The sequence below is a fragment of the Nostoc sp. 'Peltigera membranacea cyanobiont' 210A genome (assembly GCF_002246015.1).
GTDB lineage: Bacteria > Cyanobacteriota > Cyanobacteriia > Cyanobacteriales > Nostocaceae > Nostoc.
The window spans coordinates 721,965-742,362 of record NZ_NOLJ01000001.1; the positions used below are offsets into that span (position 1 = coordinate 721,965).

Annotated in this window: 19 protein-coding genes and 1 pseudogene; 10 read left to right on the forward strand and 10 right to left on the reverse strand. The window is 42.5% G+C overall.

Annotated features, from left to right (window positions below):
• Positions 1–204: 204 nt before the first annotated feature.
• The 3 genes from CDG76_RS03080 to CDG76_RS03090 all read left to right on the forward strand — a co-directional run bounded on the left by CDG76_RS03080 (position 205) and on the right by CDG76_RS03090 (position 3,083).
• On the forward strand, positions 205–1,461 hold the full coding sequence (locus tag CDG76_RS03080; protein ID WP_094347588.1) for a vWA domain-containing protein: 1,257 nt from the start codon (positions 205–207) through the stop codon (positions 1,459–1,461).
• Positions 1,458–2,738: a vWA domain-containing protein gene (locus CDG76_RS03085; RefSeq protein WP_094347589.1), complete on the forward strand. Its 1,281-nt coding sequence runs from the start codon at positions 1,458–1,460 to the stop codon at positions 2,736–2,738. The genes CDG76_RS03080 and CDG76_RS03085 overlap by 4 nt, the downstream gene beginning before the upstream one ends.
• A gap of 144 nt (positions 2,739–2,882) precedes the next feature.
• Positions 2,883–3,083 carry a hypothetical protein gene (locus CDG76_RS03090; RefSeq protein ID WP_094347590.1) on the forward strand — a complete coding sequence of 67 codons (201 nt, stop codon included), beginning with the start codon at positions 2,883–2,885 and terminating at the stop codon, positions 3,081–3,083.
• A gap of 49 nt (positions 3,084–3,132) precedes the next feature.
• Here the strand turns inward: CDG76_RS03090 and CDG76_RS03095 are convergent, their stop codons facing one another.
• Positions 3,133–4,194 carry a pentapeptide repeat-containing protein gene (locus CDG76_RS03095; RefSeq protein WP_094347591.1) on the reverse strand — a complete coding sequence of 354 codons (1,062 nt, stop codon included), beginning with the start codon at positions 4,192–4,194 and terminating at the stop codon, positions 3,133–3,135.
• Positions 4,195–4,605: 411 nt separating this feature from the next.
• On the opposite strand from CDG76_RS03095, the gene CDG76_RS03100 reads away from it, so the two are divergent.
• On the forward strand, positions 4,606–6,324 hold the full coding sequence (locus CDG76_RS03100) for a hybrid sensor histidine kinase/response regulator (RefSeq protein WP_094347592.1): 1,719 nt from the start codon (positions 4,606–4,608) through the stop codon (positions 6,322–6,324).
• Between the two features lie 319 nt (positions 6,325–6,643).
• On the opposite strand, the gene CDG76_RS03105 is transcribed toward CDG76_RS03100, so the two are convergent.
• A complete protein-coding gene (locus tag CDG76_RS03105; RefSeq protein ID WP_223265110.1) occupies positions 6,644–7,969 on the reverse strand; it encodes an esterase-like activity of phytase family protein in 1,326 nt (441 codons plus the stop codon).
• A 770-nt stretch (positions 7,970–8,739) separates the two neighbouring features.
• On the opposite strand from CDG76_RS03105, the gene CDG76_RS03110 reads away from it, so the two are divergent.
• The 3 genes from CDG76_RS03110 to gloA2 all read left to right on the forward strand — a co-directional run bounded on the left by CDG76_RS03110 (position 8,740) and on the right by gloA2 (position 12,857).
• The gene (locus CDG76_RS03110) at positions 8,740–11,763 is read left to right on the forward strand and encodes a beta-propeller fold lactonase family protein (protein ID WP_094347594.1); all 3,024 of its coding nucleotides are present in this window, start codon (positions 8,740–8,742) and stop codon (positions 11,761–11,763) included.
• Between the two features lie 94 nt (positions 11,764–11,857).
• Positions 11,858–12,385, forward strand: a complete 528-nt coding sequence (locus CDG76_RS03115) for a PEP-CTERM sorting domain-containing protein (protein ID WP_094347595.1) — start codon at positions 11,858–11,860, stop codon at positions 12,383–12,385.
• An 85-nt stretch (positions 12,386–12,470) separates the two neighbouring features.
• Entirely contained in the window at positions 12,471–12,857 is a 387-nt protein-coding gene (gene gloA2, locus CDG76_RS03120; protein ID WP_094347596.1) for an SMU1112c/YaeR family gloxylase I-like metalloprotein, read from the forward strand.
• 106 nt (positions 12,858–12,963) lie between these two features.
• Here gloA2 and CDG76_RS03125 read toward each other — a convergent pair whose 3' ends face one another.
• Complete coding sequence (locus tag CDG76_RS03125; RefSeq protein ID WP_094347597.1) at positions 12,964–13,461, reverse strand: hypothetical protein; 498 nt, start codon at positions 13,459–13,461, stop codon at positions 12,964–12,966.
• Between the two features lie 76 nt (positions 13,462–13,537).
• A pseudogene (locus CDG76_RS38100) lies at positions 13,538–13,627 on the reverse strand (toxin-antitoxin system HicB family antitoxin); the annotation flags it as partial.
• A gap of 193 nt (positions 13,628–13,820) precedes the next feature.
• On the opposite strand from CDG76_RS38100, the gene bioU reads away from it, so the two are divergent.
• A complete protein-coding gene (gene bioU, locus CDG76_RS03130; RefSeq protein ID WP_094347598.1) occupies positions 13,821–14,840 on the forward strand; it encodes a (S)-8-amino-7-oxononanoate synthase BioU in 1,020 nt (339 codons plus the stop codon).
• Between the two features lie 152 nt (positions 14,841–14,992).
• Entirely contained in the window at positions 14,993–15,925 is a 933-nt protein-coding gene (locus tag CDG76_RS03135; protein WP_094347599.1) for an alpha/beta fold hydrolase, read from the forward strand.
• Positions 15,926–16,004: 79 nt separating this feature from the next.
• Here the strand turns inward: CDG76_RS03135 and CDG76_RS03140 are convergent, their stop codons facing one another.
• Positions 16,005–16,370 (reverse strand): phospholipid-binding protein, encoded by a 366-nt coding sequence (locus CDG76_RS03140; RefSeq protein ID WP_094347600.1) that lies wholly within the window; start codon positions 16,368–16,370, stop codon positions 16,005–16,007.
• Between the two features lie 269 nt (positions 16,371–16,639).
• On the opposite strand from CDG76_RS03140, the gene ilvN reads away from it, so the two are divergent.
• The gene (ilvN, locus tag CDG76_RS03145) at positions 16,640–17,158 is read left to right on the forward strand and encodes an acetolactate synthase small subunit (RefSeq protein WP_094347601.1); all 519 of its coding nucleotides are present in this window, start codon (positions 16,640–16,642) and stop codon (positions 17,156–17,158) included.
• A gap of 312 nt (positions 17,159–17,470) precedes the next feature.
• Here ilvN and CDG76_RS03155 read toward each other — a convergent pair whose 3' ends face one another.
• The 5 genes from CDG76_RS03155 to CDG76_RS03175 all read right to left on the reverse strand — a co-directional run bounded on the left by CDG76_RS03155 (position 17,471) and on the right by CDG76_RS03175 (position 20,362).
• Complete coding sequence (locus tag CDG76_RS03155) at positions 17,471–18,604, reverse strand: YbjN domain-containing protein (protein WP_094347603.1); 1,134 nt, start codon at positions 18,602–18,604, stop codon at positions 17,471–17,473.
• A 108-nt stretch (positions 18,605–18,712) separates the two neighbouring features.
• Entirely contained in the window at positions 18,713–19,138 is a 426-nt protein-coding gene (locus CDG76_RS03160) for a PIN domain-containing protein (protein ID WP_094347604.1), read from the reverse strand.
• 6 nt (positions 19,139–19,144) lie between these two features.
• The gene (locus CDG76_RS03165) at positions 19,145–19,369 is read right to left on the reverse strand and encodes a hypothetical protein (protein WP_094347605.1); all 225 of its coding nucleotides are present in this window, start codon (positions 19,367–19,369) and stop codon (positions 19,145–19,147) included.
• A 118-nt stretch (positions 19,370–19,487) separates the two neighbouring features.
• Positions 19,488–19,754 (reverse strand): hypothetical protein, encoded by a 267-nt coding sequence (locus CDG76_RS03170; RefSeq protein ID WP_094347606.1) that lies wholly within the window; start codon positions 19,752–19,754, stop codon positions 19,488–19,490.
• Positions 19,755–19,897: 143 nt separating this feature from the next.
• Complete coding sequence (locus CDG76_RS03175) at positions 19,898–20,362, reverse strand: SUKH-3 domain-containing protein (RefSeq protein ID WP_094347607.1); 465 nt, start codon at positions 20,360–20,362, stop codon at positions 19,898–19,900.
• Positions 20,363–20,398: the final 36 nt, after the last annotated feature.

The window sequence follows — 20,398 nt, forward strand, 5'->3', positions numbered from 1 at the left end:
TAATACATCCTAGCGCGATGCCAGTCTTCCTCAAGGTGCGGATTTCTCCCTAATGCTGAAGGTGGCTTCGCATCTGCCAATGCTTGGCTTCTAAGATATTCTGATTATATTAGTGTATTTGTGTTGGATAGGTTTTCCGTAGAGCTAAAGTAGTGCTTTGAAGTTATTTTTTAATATGTATATCCTGAATAGGGACTCTGAGTTATGAAGGTTAATTTGCAGCCTGCCTTGAATGATGGTAATTTGGACGCAAATCAACTGAACAGTCAACGTCAGTTGGGAATTTCGATTTCAGCGATCGCAGAGACTCAAGACCGCCATGTACCCCTGAATTTATGCTTAATTCTCGATCATAGTGGTTCAATGAACGGGCGATCACTAGAAACGGTGAAAAAAGCAGCGAATCGTCTAGTAGATAGACTTAATCCCGGCGATCGCCTCAGTGTGGTAGTTTTCGATCACCGTGCCAAAGTCTTAGTACCTAGTCAAAGTGTCGAAAATCCAGAGAAAATCAAGCAGCAAATTAATCGCCTAGCCGCCGATGGGGGAACTGCGATTGATGAAGGACTGCGCTTGGGGATTGAAGAGTTGGCGAAGGGCAAAAAAGATACTGTTTCCCAAGCCTTTTTGTTAACCGACGGGGAAAATGAACACGGTGATAACAATCGCTGTTTGAAATTCGCCCAATTGGCTGCTAGCTATAATTTGACTTTGAATACTTTGGGATTTGGTGACAACTGGAACCAAGATGTTTTAGAAAAAATCGCCGATGCTGGCTTAGGTACTTTATCTTATATTCAAAAACCCGAACAGGCAGAGGAAGAGTTTAATCGCCTGTTCAGCCGTATTCAAACTGTGGGATTGACTAATGCTTATCTGTTATTCTCCCTGATGCCCTATGTCCGGCTAGCAGAACTCAAACCTATCGCCCAAGTTTCCCCAGACACAATCGAGTTACCACTGCAACAAGAAGCTGATGGACGTTTCGCTGTGCGGCTGGGAGATTTAATGAAAGATGCAGAACGGGTAATCTTAGCTAATATTTATTTGGGACAATTGCCAACAGGTGAACAAGCGATCGCTAATGTGCAAGTCCGCTACGATGACCCAGCCGCCAATAAAGTAGGTTTAGTTACACCAAATATCCCAGTTTATGCCCATGTAGTGAAAAATTACCAAGCAGACCCGAATCCCCAGGTACAGCATTCTATTTTAGCATTAGCTAAGTATCGCCAAACCCAGCTAGCGGAAACGAAATTGCAACAGGGCGATCGCTCTGGTGCGGCGACAATGTTACAAACGGCTGCTAAAACTGCACTGCAAATGGGAGATACTGGGGCGGCGACGGTGTTGCAAACTTCTGCCACCCAGCTACAATCTGGTGGAGATTTATCTGAAAGCGATCGCAAGAAAACCAGAATTGTCTCCAAAACAGTTTTGCAAGATACCCCTCCTCAATGAAAGTTAAATTGCTCTCGGCGTTAAATGACAATAATGTTGATGTGGCTCAAACAAGTAGCCAACGTCAACTAGCAATGACGATTTTTGCGATCGCTGGTGAGTCCGATCAAAATCTCCCCCTTAATCTCTGCTTGATTTTGGATAAAAGTGGTTCCATGCATGGACAACCAATTAAAACGGTGATCCAGGCGGTAGAAGGATTAATCGATCGGTTGAAAGTTGGCGATCGCATCTCAGTTGTGGCTTTTTCCGGTTCTGCGGAAGTCATTATCCCTAACCAAGCGATCAAAGACCCCGAAAGCATCAAATCTCAAATTAAAAGCAAACTGACTGCTAGCGGCGGCACTGCGATCGCTGATGGTTTGGAACTGGGAATTACAGAATTGATGAAGGGTACAAGAGGCGCTGTTTCCCAGGCGTTTCTGCTGACGGATGGGCATGGTGAAACCGGTTTGCGGATTTGGAAATGGGATATCGGGCGAGATGACAATAAGCGCTGTCTGAAACTGGCACAAAAGGCTGCCAAGCTGAACCTAACGATCAACACTTTTGGATTTGGCAATAGCTGGAATCAAGATTTACTAGAAAAAATTGCCGATGTCGGTGGTGGGACTTTAGCCCATATTGAACGCCCTGAACAAGCTGTGGAGCAATTTAGCCGACTGTTTGGACGGATTCAATCGATTGGGCTAACTAATGCCTACTTGCTGTTATCTTTAGTGCCCAATGTCCGACTAGCAGAATTAAAACCCATTGCCCAAGTTGCCCCAGATACAATCGAGTTACCATTGGAACCCGAAGCTGATGGTAGCTTTGCTGTGCGTTTGGGAGATTTGATGCAGGATGTAGAACGGGTAGTTTTGGCGAACATTTATCTGGGACAATTGCCAGAAGGGAAACAAGCGATCGCTCATCTGCAAATCCGTTATGATGATCCGTTAGTTAACGAAGAAGGTTTACTTTCGCCCCTCGTGCCAGTGTATGCAGATGTGGTGCGGGCGTATCAGCCAGATTCCAATCCCCAGGTACAACAGTCTATTTTAGCATTAGCGAAGTATCGCCAAACCCAGTTAGCCGAGGCGAAATTGCAACAAGGCGATCGCACTGGTGCAGCCACGATGCTGCAAACAGCTGCTAAAACTGCTTTACAAATCGGAGATAAAGGGGCGGCGACAGTCTTGCAAACTTCCGCCACTCGCCTGCAAGCTGGGGAAGAACTTTCCGAAGCAGACTTGAAGAAGACTAGAATTGCATCAAAAACCGTTTTACAGGAATAGTAAAAATCCAGTGTTGCTGATTAACGGTATAAAAGTTTCGCGCCAAGGCGCAAAGCGAGAAAAAATATTTTATTCCTCAATTGAGCAACAAAGTAGTCGCATATTCCTAAGTTATTGATTAACAACCACCGAAGAGTTTGACTTATGCTGATCCAGAAGATTGTCCAAGAATTGCAAGACATCCCTGAAGACAAACTAGCAGAACTTTATGACCTAATTCACTACTTTCGGCTAGGTTTAAGTCAAGAACGTACACAACCCCGCACCCTTGGTTTATTGAAAGGAAAACTCGGCGATGCTTTCTTTGAACCACTGCCAGAAGAGGAACTCCAGCAATGGGAATGAGCTACCTGTCCATTCATGCTATTGGGATTACGGGTGATGCGATCTAATTTCATGGAAGTAACCCTAGCTCCTTGCGAAAATCATCGTCGTATATTCCTTCATGCCAAAATGTAGCAGTTCTGATCTGATCTACAGTAATGAATCTTGCTCCACGTAAGTCAGCGTCCTTAAGGTTAGTACCATCAAGGTTTGCATTATCAAGATTAGCACTTTGTAGATTAGCGTTTCTCAGATCAGCGAACCGCAGATCAACACGTGCTGCGCTAGCTCCCTCAAGATTCGCATTCTGAAGGTTTGTACCCTGCCAATTATTTTTCAATCCACCCATAATTGCACCTCGTAGATCTGCACCTTGGAGATTAGCTCCTTCAAGATTTGCATTCCATAACAAGGCATTTGCCAGTTTTGCGTCTTTAAGATCAACACCTGGAGCTATCAGGTAAACTTCTGCTTTTTGAGGATCAAAGCCATCTGGAAATTTAGTTTCTTGATCGTACAAAGCGTGTGTGAACCCAACGTCTATGAACACAGCATTACTAAAATCAGCACCAAAGAGCCGTGCCCTAGTAAAATAAACAACATTGAATGTGGCGTTACAGAAGTTAGCTTCACTTAAATCAGCCTTCTGAAAACCGCAAACATAGAGGTAAGAGTCTTCTAAATTAAGCTTCTCAAGCTGTGCCCCGTCAGCCGCAATATTGGTGAGCTTAATTGGTTTTCCATCAGTATCCTTTTCTGCTGCTAAACCCTCTAAAGCAATCTTCAACGAAGTGCTGTATAGCATACCGCTCTTTACTCTTTGCGTGGTTCTCGCTGCATCAATTGATCTCCAATACTCAAGCTGTCTTCTTCTTGCCTCTTCTTCTGCTCTCTGTTCCCATTTGGGAATTTCCCTCAGGAAGGCAATAGCAGCAAGCAGTAAACCAAGTTTACTAAGAGAATCAAGAACTTTGATAAATGCTGATTTTTCAAGGCAAGCAGCAAGTTGATCAGAAAACATAAACGTGACTAATAAAAGAATGGCTATTACTAACCAAATACCCCATTCCTCACGTATGGTTTCACAGATTAGGGAACTCAGAGTTTGGCGCTTATGTTTTTTACCAGCCATACTGCTTAATTTAGTTGAAAACCAATCAAATCTATTATTGCCTTGTTTTTTTGCGTAGAGAAATGGTTAGACATCAGTCAAAGTGGATTATCTCACCCGATTCAAACCCAAATTCAATGCTCTGGCTAGCAAACCTGTTAGGGGAGACTGCAAAAAAACATATCAACCGTGTTTTAAAATTATTCTTTATGTGTCTTGGATTTGGGTCTTCGGGGTGATATTTTTTCAGGGTAAGTATCTTAGCGTATTTTTGTTCAGAGACTTAGATACAATTGTATGCTTGCTCCCGAATTGTTCTCAATGGCTATGGCGCATCATTGTTCGTTGAAGCGGCACAATAAGAATTGATGCAGCTCTAACAGTTAGAACAGAAGTGCAAGCAACACCCAAGAGCCGAAAATAAGAACCAATATGCCTGACTTCCTCAGCAACTTCCTTTCAACTTCCTTCATTCCCCACGGGCATTGTTACCTCTGGAAGCCGGGTTTAGTCTGGCTACATTTAACTTCAGATGCATTGACTGCGATCGCTTATTACTCAGTCGCCATAGCAATTGTTTACTTTACAAATCAGCGCAAAGATTTGCCAGCCAACACTGTAACGCTTCTTACTGGGTACTTTTTTGTCTTTGCCCTGTGTGGCACTACCCATCTAATGGGAGTAGTTACGCTCTGGTATCCCATTTATTGGTTTACAGGGCTGCTGAAAGCCTTTAATGCTATATGGTCATCCTATGCGTTCACCTTTTTATTGATTCCGTTAATTCCAATTGCTCTAGATGCACCAAGTCCAGCCCAGCTAGCCATCACGAACCAGGAACTGTTAGATAGCCGAAGCCGCATCCAATCGATCAATGTGGAGCTAGAGCAACGGGTGCAGGAACGCACAGCAGAACTGGAAGCGTCCAATCGCGCCAAAGATGAATTGTTAATCCGCGAACAAGTCATCCGAGCTGAGGCTGAGGCAGCTAATCGCGCTAAAGACGAGTTTCTCTCTGTTCTCTCTCATGAATTGAGAACACCGCTCAATGCCATTTTGGGGTGGTCGCAGATGTTACGCAAACAACATCTGAGTCAGGATAGAATCATGCGTGCCTTGGAGACAATCGAGCGGAACGCCAGGTCTCAAACAAAGATCGTTGAAGATATCCTTGATATCTCTGGCATGATCACAGGCAAACTACGTCTGCAAGTCCGTCCAGTCAACCTAGTTCAAGTAATTGAGGCAGCCATCGAGTCTGTGCGGCTGGCGGCTGAGGCAAAGTCAATTCGCATTCAAAGCGTCTTGGATGGTTCAAAAAATCCCATATCGGGTGATGCCGACCGTTTACAGCAAGTCGTTTGGAACCTGCTTTCAAACGCCATCAAATTCACACCCAAAGGAGGGAAATTACAGATCCGCTTGGAACGAATCAATTCCCATGTTGAAATTACCGTTAGCGATACAGGAGTTGGCATCAGCCCGGATTTTCTCCCCTATGTCTTCGATCGCTTCCGCCAACACGATAGTACCACCACCCGAAGTTATGGTGGACTAGGTTTAGGGTTAGCAATAGCTCGTCAGCTAATTGAATTACATGGCGGGACAATAACCGTAGCAAGTCCAGGAATCGGACAGGGGACAACCTTTATTGTCAAGCTGCCCGTTGCGATCATCTACAAATCATCGAGTGAGCCAGAGGCATTAGACTTGATTACTCAAGCTGATGGGACGATTGATGCTCCGCTTACGTTGTCAGGCTTACAGATATTGGTTGTGGAGGACGAGGCAGATTCGCTAGAATTGCTAAGTACAATTTTGCAAGAGTATGGCGCCCAAGTCATTTCCGTTACCTCTGTCAGTGAAGCATTGGAAATCATCGAAAACGCCACAAGTCAGAGCTTAGATGTTTTAGTGAGCGATATTGGGATGCCGAATGAGGATGGCTACTCACTAATTCGGAAACTACGGCAACTTGAAGCACAGCGTGGTGGTCGGATGCCAGCCGTTGCACTAACGGCGTATGCAAGAAGCGACGATCGCAAACAGGCTCTATTAGCAGGCTTTCAGATGCATCTTCCCAAACCCGTAGAAGCAGCCGAGTTAGCGACGGTGATTGCCAGTCTGACAGGACGAACGGGAAGGTTTTAATGTTCTAGGGATAATACCCTTTAGCCTTGAGAAAGCTCTCAGTCAATTGCTTGCGAAAAATACCAAAATGAGTAATTCAAATGTTATTTTGAGTAAACAATCAAACATTTTAAGAAAGCAATATTTTATTAATTAACACTCCCTAGCGGCTGGTTTGCGTACAGATAATAATGCTGATGCTGCAAGCACAACCTTTAACCCCAATGGAAGGGACTTAGAAAAAACTAGGATTTAAATTATTCCGGTTCAAAAGTTTGTAGAGTAGGTGTTTTCCCTACTCTAGCAACTCATAAAGATGAGTATTCAACCGAACTCAATATCAATCTTTTCCTTTGATCTTCTGCGGTACGAAACTCGGCAAGTCAGTACTGTCAACCGCAAAAGCGAAAAACTTGTTTGGGTTGTCAACACTTGTCGAATGGTTGCTATCCGGCGCTAAAGTACCAAGAAAATCGTTGTCATTGGCGATGAATAATGTATGCTTTTCGATTCCGTTGATCGTCACATCTTCTCCAAAGGCTAAACCTTCAAGCTTGGCAGGAATATCCTCTACTTTGATGCCGTTTTGAGTTAGTGCAAGCACCACGTCGAGAAACAGGGTTTTACTAACTGCCTTGCCAACAAGGTTGCTTTCCCCGGTTATATTGCTTACTTCTTGAGCATTTGTCAGATCGATATGGTAAATCTTCTTAAAGGCAGCCTTGGAGCCGTCGCCCAAACCCTTGCCATCGCGTTCATCTACTAAGAATTCGCGATCGCTAATGGCCAAAATCTCGCTAACTGTGGGATATTTTGGTTTAGCCGCCGTACCAATATTATCTAGCTGATAGGCGTATTCCTGGGTAGCACCTGTGGCGATGTCAATCTTGACGATTCTGGTATAAGCCCCATTAGTACCACCGTCCTGAAGCAGCGGACTCTGCAAAATGCCAACTAGGGTTTTACCGTTAGGAGTAATTGCAAGTCCTTCCATACCCTTGTTCGCAACCCGACCGGAGGTGTTGCCATTGATTTCTGTATCACTAACGGGACTCAAGTTGCTGATTGCAAACTTGTTAGGTAGGTTAAAGACCCTCATCCGCTTACCTGTATTGCGGTTAAATTCATATATATATGGGCCATATTCATCCGAGATAAATATCTGCTCTCCACTATTGGATACACGCACCCCTTCAGGATCGAAACGCGCATTGTTGGGATATGTTGAGATTTGGGTGGGGTCGAAGTTGTCTGAACGTCCAGTGAAATAGTTTTTATTCTTGGTATTCAAGGCTGGGACACCGCTAGGTACACCCAGTCCCGCACCATTTCCGTAGTAAAGAGGGTCTTTGCTGAACAGCAGAGTTGTGTCAATTAAAGAAGGGGTAAGGGTGAAAGGCAACGCTGAACCAAGTTCGCTTGGTACAAGTTTCAGTTTGATAGTTTGCAAGCGGTTGATATAGGATGCGGTATCACTCACAGCGCTGTTGTATGATACCGCATTTGGGCCTCTGTCTGGGATAGCGATAAAGGTATTATTGCCAGCGTAGGCTAGTCCCGACCCTAGACCACCCAAGAGATTTCCTGCAACGCCGTTTTCTAGGGGAGCAGATGTTTCGGTGGAGCGATCGCCTATCTTACCATCTAGGCTCCCAATTGCAATCAATTTAACCTCTGCATTGGCGGCAGGAGCCATTGCAAATAACATCAACAAGGACAAAATAAGACTTTTATTGAGCATATCAGTTCTATTGCTAAAAGACAGTATTGATTGAAGAATATTGTCAGTTTTTTACTTTATTAGTATCTCTGATTAATGGTTAAGTAAAAATTAAGCTCAGATTAATCAAAAATTATCAAACTTTATTTAAAAACTACAAATAGTAGCATTCCCAATTTGTTAGCGAAACACAAAGAAAAACCACTTTATATAAAAGTTGGATAAAGATCAAGCCTAAAACGTAAAAATTAAATAGTCGGAATTCATCAGCCAAGTTAAAAATTATAGGACTTACGTACTTTACACATTGACCATTATGTGAAAAGTCAGCTTGTTAAACTAAAAGTCTTACCCTGCCTCGTTCCCAGGCTGTGCCTGGGAATGCGATCAAGTAGGCAGAGCCTACTTGTTTGACGGGAGGCAGAGCCTCCCATAAGAGCATTACAAGGTAGAGCCTTGTAACGAGAGTTAATTTACAGTTGGCTGTTTTTGTCAAGGCGTAAGTTCTAAATTAAAAAAATTGCAAGTAATTTAATAACTAAAACCTGATTACTATATTTCCACTCAACAACATCAAAAAGGAATAAGGTGTTAAAAAAAACTTAACTAGATAAAATCCGCCACTACCAAAATATAACCAAAAATTACTGATGGCTTAACCATTAACCATAAATATCTGTACTTGAATGGTTATGGTTATCCTATAGAAAAATCGCATGAAAACTAGTAGAAACCAAGGGTATCTATTAAGTCTTTTGCTGGTAAGTAGCTTGAGTGCAAGTATCCAATCAGCTAGTGCTGGAACTACCAGACCGGTTGGTAACTCAGAGAGTGGAGCAGCTTTGCTACCTACAGGTCAAATCATCACACCCGCAGCAGCACCAGGCTCGACGTTTGCACCTTTAGGAACTGGTTTGCGTACAGATGATAGTGCTGATGCTGCTGAAGCCGTAAGCACAGCCCTTAGCCCTGATGGAAAAACTTTACTGGTGCTTACTAGTGGCTATAACCAAAACTTCAAGGATGAAAATACAGGTAGTACTTTCACTTATCCTGTATTAGACCCGTTAACTGGCAAGCCAAGTGGTACAACAACCCCAAAAGCAGAATGGGTTTTTGTCTATGATGTCAGTAGCGGTAAGTTAGTTAAAAGACAACAGATTAACATTCCCAATACCTATAATGGTTTGGCTTGGGCTAAAGATGGCTCGCGCTTCTTTGTATCAGGCGGGATTGACGATCGCGTGTATGTTTATGCATCTAATGGTAGTCAGTACGTACCAGATGCTCCCTTTATTTTACTAGGTCACAATTCTAACCAAACTGCACCCTTCCCTAAATACGATGGTGGTTTGTTGAAGGATACACCAGCTAAGGCTGTGAGTACAGGAGCAGTTGTAGCAGGTATTGCAGTTAGCAAAGATGGCAAGACCTTAGTGGCTGCAAACTTTGAGAATGACTCTATATCAATCGTTAACACTCCTACCCGTAAGGTAACTAAAGAAATTAAGTTCTTTAGGGCAGGCGATAAAATAGCAACTGGTGAATTTCCTTTTGATGTCGCGATCAAAAGTACAGAAAAAGGTCAAGCAGCTAAAGTTTTTATTAGTAGCCAGCGCGATAACGAAGTAGTTGCTGTTGAAATTACTTCTGGAAAAATCACCCGTATACCAATAGGTAGCCAGCCAAACAAAGTACTGCTTTCGGCAGATCAAAATCGACTATATGTAGCTAATGGTAATGATGACTCGATTTCAGTCATTGATACAAATAGCAATAGGGTTGTTCAAACCATCTCTCTGTCTCGCCCTGGTGAGAAATATAAAGGTGCTAATCCCAACTCTTTAACTCTCAGTCCAGATGGACGAACACTTTATGTTACTCTAGGCGGCGAGAATGCGATCGCTGTTGTAGACTTGCAAGCTGGTCAGGTGAATGGACGCATCCCCACTGGCTGGTATCCTAATTCTGTAAGTGTCAGCCTTGATGGTCAAAGACTTTACGTTGTCAATGCTAAAAGTAATTCCGGCCCCAACCCGTCAAACAGTCGGACGACACCAGCAGGACTTGCACGTAACACTAATTTTAAAAATGATTACACCTGGGCTTTAGAAAAAGCTGGGATCTCAATTATTCCAGTGCCAAGTAGCAGTACTCTAGCTACACTTTCGGCGCAAGTAGACAAAAACAACGGTTTTTACAATCGTCGTCCTGACCGAACAATGAGGTATTTACAAGGCAAAATTAAGCACGTTATCTACATAGTTAAAGAAAACCGTACCTACGACCAAGTACTCGGTGACTTACCTATCGGTAATGGCGACCCAGAACTGACCTTGTTTCCCTACAAAATTTCACCCAACCATCACAAGCTATCCCTTGGTTTTGCAACTTTTGATAACTTCTACGACAGTGGTGAATCCAGTGGAGTTGGTTGGAGTTGGTCTACTTTTGGACGAACGACAGATTACACCGAAAAAACTCAATCAGTTCTTTACGGAAACGCTGGCTTTAACGGCTTAACCTACGATTACGAAGGTACAAATCGGAATATCAGTCTTGGACTACCGCAAACTTCCTCGAATAATTCGCCAACCAATACCCGTATAACAGGAGTTTTAGATCCTTCTGGTGGGTCTTCAATATTGCCTGGAGACAGAGATGTTAATGCCCCCGAAGGAGATGGGGACTTAGGAGTTAATGTCATTGGTGGCTATCTTTGGGATTCAGCGCTACGTGCTGGCAAGACTGTACGCAATTACGGCTTCTTCGTTGACAATGGCGCTCCCTATATTACTAGTCAAACTGATCCCACTAAACGCGATCCTCAAAACCCGGCTTATATTCCTATCTCCCCAACTCCTTACGCAGACAAGATTCCCCAAGCTCCCGTTACTAAATCTGTATTGTTGGATAAAACCGACCCTTACTTTCGCTCATTCGACATGAATAATCCAGATATTTATCTGTATAACGAATGGGAAAGGGATATTAATCAGAATGGACTGCCTAACTTAATGCTTGTGCGTTTGGCTCACGATCATTTTGGTTCCTTTGGTACTGCTTTGGCCGGGCTAAACACTCCTGAACTGCAAATGGCAGATAATGACTATGCTATTGGCAAGCTGGTAGAGAAAATTTCCCGGATGCCAGAGTGGAAAGAAACAGCGATTTTCATCATTGAAGATGACTCCCAAAATGGGCCAGATCACGTTGATTCGCACCGTTCGTTAGCTTACGTTATTTCGCCCTATACAAAACGGGGTGTACTCGTCGGCACTAATTACAACACCATTAGTGTATTGCGGACGATGGAGGATTTATTAAATATTGGCTATTTGGGAATTACTGATGCCAATGCTCAACCAATGTCAGATGCCTTCACAAGACAACCAAACTTTGAGCCTTACACAGCTATTGTGCCAGGTAACTTGTGTGCTAAACCTGTAGATCCGAAACTAGTACCAGCTTGCCAAGACCCCAATGTTGAAAATACAGCAGCTGTGCCCATTCTAAATGATGCAAAATGGTGGGCTGCTATAACCAAGGGTTTCAATTTTATCGGTGAAGATAACCTCGATGCAGAAGAATTCAACGAAATTCTTTGGGAAGGAATAAAGGGCGATAATATTCCTTATCCTAAAGAACGTAACGGTAAAAACTTACGGCAAAACCGCGATCAACTTCTAAAGAATTGGCAATTGAGTCAAACGAATAACTCTACTGGCGCTAAGAAGTAAGTCTTAAACGTCTAGTAAAACGTAGAGACTTAGCACTGCTACGTCTCTACAGGGTTTAAATAGTTTATTTATCTAATGCAACAGGAAAATTGAGATGAAATTGTTTCAAAAATTAGCGATCGCTACTAGTCTTGTTTTGGGTTTAGCTAACTTAAGCCCTAAATCTGCATCGGCTGCAATTATTAATTATGCGTTCAATGTTGATAGTTCTACAGCTAAAGGTAACGGTCTATTTAGCTTTGATGACGCAACTTTCAGTAATGATAATATTCCAGTAGCGCCAGTTCAATCGCTAAGTTTTCAATTCGATAATGACCCTAATATTTACACCGCAAAGGATGATGTTGAATATCCAGATTATCCCGTTGCATTTCCAACTGTATCCTTAGCAGATAACGCACCTATTGGATTGCTGTACAGCTTCCTTGACAAAGCTAATCCTGATAAAAGTTACGACATTGCTGGAACATTATTTTCTGTTTCCGCCGAAACTTCCGATTCCGGTATAGTTTCTTATCGACAAGTACCTGAACCTAGTACTTTAGGTAGCACACTTCTTCTTGGCACTATTGGCTTGTTCATGAAAAGAAAGGTAAGATCAATCAAAAACATTAAAGCTTAACCTCGACTTAAGAGGGTGTAATGTGGTTGGGTTCCCACGTGCGTACACTCTCTTAAGAATTGTATTAAAAAAAAGCAAAACTCCAATGAAAACCACTGGTATTCATCATGTAGCGATTATTTGTTCTGACTACGAGCGCTCCAAAAAATTTTATGTCGAAACTTTAGGCTTTCCGATTATTCAAGAGACTTTTCGCGCCGCCAGAAATTCTTATAAATTAGATTTAAAAGTTGCAGAAAATACTCAAATCGAACTATTCTCTTTCCCAAATCCTCTAGAACGACCTAGTAAACCAGAGTCTTGTGGTTTAAGACATCTTGCTTTTCAAGTTGATGATGTAGAGGAAACTGTTTTTTATTTAAAATCAAAAGGGTTAGAGGTAGAAGATATCAGAGTTGATGAAATTACAGGCAAGAAATATACTTTCTTTAAAGACCCAGATAATTTACCATTAGAAATTTATGAGCGTTAAAATTACTGCTGACAGGTGAACTTGTTATCACTAGAGATAATGAAGCAATTGCACCACTGTAATTGTCAATTTACTGAAATAAAGTTGTTTTGATTCTAAGTCAACTTTACGGCATAAAATTTATCTCGTTCTTTGGGGGACAGTAAATACTTCTACCAAAAGAATCGCCAGTTTCTGCATCCGTTAATTCCACAAGTTTAGCGTTATCAGTACAGATGCTTTTACCTCTAGACATTCTCAACTCACCTTGGACAAAACCAGTCACTATCCACACCATTCGGTTGTTAGAAATCGATGATTTGTACTCTCCTATTTTGGCTGCAAATTCCTCATATCTTGTAAGTTTTGCTTCTGTGATTTGCATCTTACTAGACTTGTTGATAACATTTTCAATCGTAATCAAGCGGCTTGCTGGTAAGCTATTATTTGCAGGATATATTCGTACTCTTGAGTTGAATGGTATTGGTTGATTGACTGGCTTTTTTGTCTGTACTGGTTTAGCTGTGACTGTCTGCACTAGCAATAAAGTACTGGTGCTAGCAAATATAAAAGCAGATAATGAAGTTATTGTAAAAATATTAACTGTAGTGCAAATGCGTTTCATAATGCTCAGAATGTTAACAAGTTCATACCACTTTAAGCGATCGCTTCCATGAGTGTTTGCATCATCGTGCCAGAAACTATATTCTGGTCAGAACATCAAGTTTAGCCAGTATTCTTAAACCTTCTTCTCGGTTGCCAGTTGCGGCCATTGGTTTAAATCTGGTATATTCCCAGTCAAACAAAAAACTCAAAAGCGATCGCTAGTAGATAAATATCTGCAATATCCAGCCAAAGAACCCAGGATAATGAATCATAATTAATCTCTATAGCTTTGAGTTATCAGCCATCAGCCACCAGTTACCAGCCGGAAGCTGAGATGCCGAATAATCAAGGCTTTTGATTCAACTTAACGAATTGACTATGAATTCTGAACAAATCAAAAATTCTCTAAATATTTCGCCAGCGATACGTGTGGGAGTACTGGGTTTCGGCGGACTCGGACAAGCAGCCGCCAAGGTAGTTGCTGGCAAACAAGAAATGATTTTAGTCGCAGCAGCAGATCAAAAAGGCTACGCTTACGCTGCTGAAGGTTTAAATACTGAAGCATCCGTTGCAGCCTATCAAGCCCAAGGTTCGGTAGGTTATTTAGAGCCAATTGGTACATTAACAAATCAAAGTATTCAGGATTTAATCGAAATAGCGGAAGTAGATGGGTATTTTCTGGCTTTACCCAACTTACCTAATGACTTTATTCCCAATGTCGCCAAGGAATTTATCAAATCTGGTTGGCGTGGGGTACTAGTAGATGCAATTAAACGCACGACTGCTGTAGAACAACTCCTAGCGATGAAAGATGAACTGCAAGCCGCCGGGATTACCTACATGACAGGATGTGGTGCTACCCCTGGACTATTGACAGCAGCAGCAGCTTTAGCCGCCCAAAGTTACGCCGAAATTCATCAAGTTGAAATTACCTTTGGGGTGGGAATTGCTAACTGGGAAGCTTACCGTGCTACTGTTCGGGAAGACATTGGCCACATGCCTGGTTACACAGTAGAAGCTGCTAGAGCGATGACTGACGCGGAAGTAGAAGCACTACTAGATAAAACTAATGGTGTGCTGACCTTGAAAAATATGGAACACGCTGATGATGTGATGTTAGAAGTAGCCGGGATAGTAGGGCGCGATCGCGTTACAGTTGGTGGTGTAGTCGATACCCGCAATTCCAAAAAGCCTCTCAGCACCAATGTTAAGGTAACAGGACGTACCTTTGAAGGGAAGATTTCCACCCATACCTTTACTCTGGGAGATGAAACCAGCATGGCAGCCAATGTCTGTGGCCCTGCTTTCGGCTATCTCAAAGCTGGTAGACAATTACACCAACGCGGCATTTATGGAATATTCACTGCTGCCGAAATTATGCCCCAATTTGTTAGGTAAATAGGGACTGGGGACTAGGGACTAGGGACTAGGTAGGGACTAGGGACTAGGTAGGGACTGGGGACTAGGTAGGGACTGGGAATAACCAATCCCCAATCCCCAATCCCCAATTCTTATAATGGTATTTCAACGCTGATAAATCGGAGGTAAGTGTGACCACTACGGTACACTGGCAAGAACGAGTTGGTAATCAAAGAGATTGGATTTGGCGTGGCTGGCAAACTCGCTACACTTACATTCGCCCTAGCCAAAGTCACCCCAATACAACACCGCTAATTCTGTTACATGGCTTTGGCGCTTCCATTGGTCATTGGCGACATAATTTAGAGGTGTTGAGTGAGCATCACACAGTTTACGCTATAGATATGTTGGGTTTTGGCGCTTCTGAAAAAGCCGCCGCTAATTACAGCATCGAACTCTGGGTTGAACAAGTTTACGATTTCTGGAAAACATTTATCCGTCAACCAGCGATATTAATAGGTAATTCCAACGGTTCACTGATATCTATGGCCGCCGCCGCCACTCACCCCGATATGGTGCTGGGTATGGTGATGATGAGTTTACCAGACCCGTCATTAGAACAAGAAGCAATTCCTCCTCTGCTACGCCCACTCGTCACAGCAATCAAAAATGTTGTCGCTTCGCCGTTGATACTTAAACCTGTATTTAACTTCGTGCGCCGTCCTGGAGTGCTGCGTCGCTGGGCTAGTCTCGCCTATGCTAACCCAGAGGCGATTACCGATGAACTTATCGAAATTTTAGCAGGGCCTCCCCAAGACCGGGGTTCTGCGAGGGCGTTTAGTGCTTTGTTCAAAGCTGCGATCGGAATTAATTTTAGTCCTAGTGTCAAGACAGTATTACCAACCTTAACAATTCCGATGCTTTTAATTTGGGGACAAAAAGACCGATTTGTGCCGCCAGCACTAGCTAGCCAATTTGCCCAATATAACGAGAAGTTGGAACTGCTGAATCTGGAGGATGTAGGGCATTGTCCCCATGATGAATGTCCAGAACAAGTTAACCAAGCGATTTTAGATTGGATTGAGAGATGGATTGGCGTAGGCGTTCGCGTAGGCGTCTCGTAGAGAAGCCCGCCGCAGGCATCGCCAACCATTTGTTGTTCCCTAAATATTATGCAATGGGGTGCGATCGCATCAGCAGTACCTAGCCAATCGTCGCTTGGCTAGTATCAACATCTGTAGCACCATTCACTGAACGCGCCACAGAATTCATCTTATTGAGAATTTCCTGACTTGGAACTTTTCCTTTCAACACTACAGTGCTACCCGTCTGAGCCACCCAAAGAGTATCAACATCGTCGAGTTGGGGGTCTTCATCAAATGCCAACGCTACCCGCTTGGCTAAACCACTTTGGTCATATTCTCCGCTTAAACCCAGACGTTCTGGGGGTATTGATTGCGTAGCCGTAGCGACATCACTACTAGGAGCTTGCTGTATAGCCTGTGGAGCCGGATTTACTTCGGCATTTTGAGGTTTTTCCATTCCAAACAATCTTTTTAACCAACCCATAAAACTTTTCTCCTATTAAAGGCTTATCAAATCTGAGTATAAAAGGTTTGCAACAAGTGCTGCATCTGCCAATGAAAAGATATACATTCAATGAAATTTTTGCTTGCAGTATGATTTATAGACAATTTCTCGATTGAGAATGCAACGAGTGCAGCTCTTAAGTTTACAATAGGAGGTCGCACTGAAAATTTAGTGCGGTAGTAGGTCTAGCGTTGCCTTTTGCTAGTGTCTGCATTACTCAATTCCTGCTCTAGCCTCTGTTGGCGAAGATGAAACATACCCTTTCAGTTCTCGTAGAAGATGAGGCGGGTGTTCTTTCCCGCATATCTGGTTTATTTGCGCGTCGCGGCTTCAATATTGAAAGCCTTGCTGTTGGCCCTGCTGAACAAGGAGGAGTCTCCCGAATTACAATGGTTGTCCCTGGTGACGATCGCATTATCGAGCAACTCACCAAGCAACTGTACAAGTTAGTCAATGTCCTAAAAGTCCAGGATATTACCGAAACCCCTTGTGTCGAGAGGGAATTGATGCTTTTGAAGGTGAATGCTAGTAGCAGCAATCGCTCAGAAGTAATCGAACTGTCTCAGATTTTCCGGGCGCGAGTCGTGGATGTGGCGGAAGATTCTCTCACCTTAGAAGTTGTGGGAGATCCAGGTAAAATGGTAGCGATCGTGCAAGTATTACAAAAATTTGGTTTGAAAGAAATCGCCCGCACTGGCAAAATTGCCCTGACTCGTGAATCAGGCGTGAATACCGAGTTACTCAAATCTTTGGAAGCAAAGGTTTAGTTGGGAATTTAAATCAAGACTCAGAAATACTCAACCGCAGCAGAAGTCATAGTGGCAATTGTTACTATGACTTCTGCTTAGGGACTAGCAAAAAAACCAATATCCAACTTACCCGGGAGCAATGCGATTTTGTGAGCAGGGGGAGCAGGGGATGCAGGGGAGGCAGGGGAAGAGAAAGAAATAAGTGTATTTAGAGCTATAACGGTCATAAAAAATACTAAAGTTTTCTCTTCACTCCCCCTGCTCCCCCTGCTCCCCCTGCCTAAGAAAGCTCTTTTCACGAGGATCTCACTTTTTCGCGTTGCTCCCAACTTACCCTTCAATTTTAGCGATCGCTTCTTCTGGTGAGACATTACCATAAATCACAGACATAATCCCTGGCAGGTATTCATCCATCATCGTGACATTGGCGTAAACCACCCGTTGAATAAGTGCAAAACTGAGTCTGTCACCTTCGACATCAATGCTGGTTTTATAACTAATCTCGCCGTCAGTAAAATCTAGCTCAAAGTTGCCGATAATCATACCAGAATTAGCTCTAGTTATAAACTCTGCTACTGCCAGCCGCTTGTTTTCTGGTACGTTGACTGGACAAATTGAATAAAAAACGAATTGATTTTGTTCACTTCTGGTTCTAGCGTAACAACTCCATTTGCCATTCTCGCCTTGGAACGGTATTTGTAAAGCTGGCTGTCCTGGAAGTTGTACAAAGGGCCAATTATCAGCTTGGAAGAAATTGATTATTGCTTCAAAAATATTACCATTTGTAGGAGATGGTACAAAATTTGCCTCTATTTTTTGTGTAATATCATCTGGGTTAATATCAGCTAATTCTGTCAAAAATTTCTCGATTCCTTGCAGCATTTTGGCAGATGCTTTCTGAGTTTTTACAGATAAATTCGCCTCAGTCCAATCTTTAAAAAAGTTGACAATGCCTTCAGCAATTCCTTCACCGTTCGTGCTTATTTGAACTAGATTTTCTGGACTAATATAAGACCAAAGAGTACGATAGCCGATTTCGCCTGATTCTTGTTGCTGTTTAACAGATAAACCCAACCAACTTTCTGTGAAGAGGATTTGATTATCGGGTTGTTCTTGGCTTAAATTCAGGATATATTTTGCAGTTTCATCAATTTTGATGGTATGTTCTGCCAGAAGTGGTAATAAATCGGGTTTCAGGCTGACTTCGATTGTAATGTCTGGTTCGCTGAGGAATTTACCAGATGATAGGGGGTTACGCGCATCTGGTTTGAGATTGAATAAAGCGGCGGTATCGATGCGTTGGTAGAGTTGTGGGTTGACTTGGAAGGTGAGACGACACGCGATGAGTTCGTTGTTTTGTTTGGTGAGGGATAGTGCGATCGCGCGAACGGTTAAGGGAGATTGCGAGGAGTCGTGTAGGGTTAGTTCGGTGTTAAGCTGATGAGTTTCAGTGTGATCTGCCATACAAAGATGTGATTAAAGTTGCAAAATATCTTTATCAAATATCTTTAGGATATGCTGGCAGTGAATTCCAGAGGTAATTCAAGGGATTCTTAAGTTTTTGGGCATTTCCTACAAGCTGCTGTTTTCAAAGAACTGGTTAAAGTTTTTTCGTTTCAATCCCTCTTTGAGTTTTTTATCCCCTGTCCACAATAAGCCCTCTAATTCCAATGTTAGTGCTACGTGGGGGGTATCGCTTTCGTCAATATCTTGACATAAAGCGTAGGCTGTTGCTCGATTTTCAGGGGAGATTAAATCTTCTTTATAAAAAGTAATTCGTTTCAGCAAGATTTGGTAAATTCGCGCTATTTCATCTTCTGATAGTTGGCTAACTTTAACTAACTTCTCTTTGCGTTTAAATAGTTCGACCACAACTTGCTCGCAGACGAAAAAACGGCAATCTGAGCCTATGAGTATCTCGGTAAAACTAGATTGACTCTTTAGCAACGCTGAGAACAATATATTGGTATCAACAATAATCAGATGCTGTCTAGACACTACCGACTATCCTACAAATTTATGCTTGATTTCTAACCACACATCGCTGTCTATTTCATCAGCTAAGGTGGTGGCTTGCTCTTGAGTTAGATTACTACGTTTTCTAATTGTCTCTAACTCCAGATATTCTAAAAATTTAGTCAAGCTTTCAAGATCAAGAATATTTCTATTGAATTTGATGATAATGTCTTGGTTATCAAGTGTAATATTATACGATGAGTTTTCCGGCATGATATTCTCCTAGCTAGCGATCACACTTTTGAGAAGTACTGGAATTATTATGGCAGACTTAGTTGGTAAGTATTGTTAACTTGAGTTAGTGGAATGTGTTTCGCTAATAAATCGGGTTTCAGGCTGGTTTCGATTGTAATGTCTGGTTCTGAGAGGAATTTGCCAATAGGGGGTTACGCGCATCTGGTTTGAGATTGAATAAGGCTGCTGTGTCGATGCGTTGGTAGAATTGTGGGTTGACTTGGAAGGTGAGGCGAGACTCGATGAGTTCGTTGTTTTGTTTGGTGAGGGAAAGGGCGATCGCGTGAACGGTTAGGGGAGGTTGGGAGGAGTCGTGTAGGATTAAATTGGTCTTTATTTGATGATTTTCAGTTGGTGATACCATGTCCTACAAATTTATGCTTGATTTAACCACACATTGCAGTCTATTTCATCAGCTACGGTGGTGGCTTGCTCTTCTGTTAGATTACTGCGCTTTCTAATGGATGAAATTTAAACCATTTTATAAATTTACAAGTGCTACATAACTTAATCAAGTTCCAAAATTTTATTGAACTCACTTAAATCAGTACTACTAATAATTCTGATAGCATTAGGAACGGTATCTGCAACATGAAAGAGAACTAACTCATCGATACAATAAATTCGTCCTTCTTCATCCATAACAATTGCCGCACTTCCATTTAGAGCTAGTGCTACTGGGCAAAGAGAACGACCAAGAGCCTCTTCAAACTCTGTAATCATTTGGCGTGAGTGATATTGAGTCAGCTCTATGGGATCTACCTTCAAACGGTAGCGTTCTGTGGCTGCATCACTAGCATTTTGTGAAATCTGAAGACCGCCAAATTGACGAAGGAAATGGGTCACGGACGGAAATACTGAGTATCCTATTTTTTTAAGATGATGTTCATATTCACTAGTATCTACTAAGTGATTTTTGCTCCAGCCCGCTTTTTCAAGCAATATTTTTGTCTCCTGAGAGTTAAAGTCCATATTTTTCTCCAATGTTTAGCTGCTATTGCTATCTAT

Bases quoted from the DNA above. Each gene is read 5' to 3' on its own strand.
- CDG76_RS03080 (WP_094347588.1), top strand. From the start codon at position 205: ATGAAGGTTAATTTGCAGCCTGCCTTGAATGATGGTAATTTGGACGCA.
- CDG76_RS03085 (WP_094347589.1), top strand. From the start codon at position 1,458: ATGAAAGTTAAATTGCTCTCGGCGTTAAATGACAATAATGTTGATGTG.
- CDG76_RS03090 (WP_094347590.1), top strand. From the start codon at position 2,883: ATGCTGATCCAGAAGATTGTCCAAGAATTGCAAGACATCCCTGAAGAC.
- CDG76_RS03095 (WP_094347591.1), bottom strand. From the start codon at position 4,194: ATGGCTGGTAAAAAACATAAGCGCCAAACTCTGAGTTCCCTAATCTGT.
- CDG76_RS03100 (WP_094347592.1), top strand. From the start codon at position 4,606: ATGCCTGACTTCCTCAGCAACTTCCTTTCAACTTCCTTCATTCCCCAC.
- CDG76_RS03110 (WP_094347594.1), top strand. From the start codon at position 8,740: ATGAAAACTAGTAGAAACCAAGGGTATCTATTAAGTCTTTTGCTGGTA.
- CDG76_RS03115 (WP_094347595.1), top strand. From the start codon at position 11,858: ATGAAATTGTTTCAAAAATTAGCGATCGCTACTAGTCTTGTTTTGGGT.
- gloA2 (WP_094347596.1), top strand. From the start codon at position 12,471: ATGAAAACCACTGGTATTCATCATGTAGCGATTATTTGTTCTGACTAC.
- CDG76_RS03125 (WP_094347597.1), bottom strand. From the start codon at position 13,461: ATGAAACGCATTTGCACTACAGTTAATATTTTTACAATAACTTCATTA.
- bioU (WP_094347598.1), top strand. From the start codon at position 13,821: ATGAATTCTGAACAAATCAAAAATTCTCTAAATATTTCGCCAGCGATA.
- CDG76_RS03140 (WP_094347600.1), bottom strand. From the start codon at position 16,370: ATGGGTTGGTTAAAAAGATTGTTTGGAATGGAAAAACCTCAAAATGCC.
- ilvN (WP_094347601.1), top strand. From the start codon at position 16,640: ATGAAACATACCCTTTCAGTTCTCGTAGAAGATGAGGCGGGTGTTCTT.
- CDG76_RS03155 (WP_094347603.1), bottom strand. From the start codon at position 18,604: ATGGCAGATCACACTGAAACTCATCAGCTTAACACCGAACTAACCCTA.
- CDG76_RS03165 (WP_094347605.1), bottom strand. From the start codon at position 19,369: ATGCCGGAAAACTCATCGTATAATATTACACTTGATAACCAAGACATT.
- CDG76_RS03170 (WP_094347606.1), bottom strand. From the start codon at position 19,754: ATGGTATCACCAACTGAAAATCATCAAATAAAGACCAATTTAATCCTA.
- CDG76_RS03175 (WP_094347607.1), bottom strand. From the start codon at position 20,362: ATGGACTTTAACTCTCAGGAGACAAAAATATTGCTTGAAAAAGCGGGC.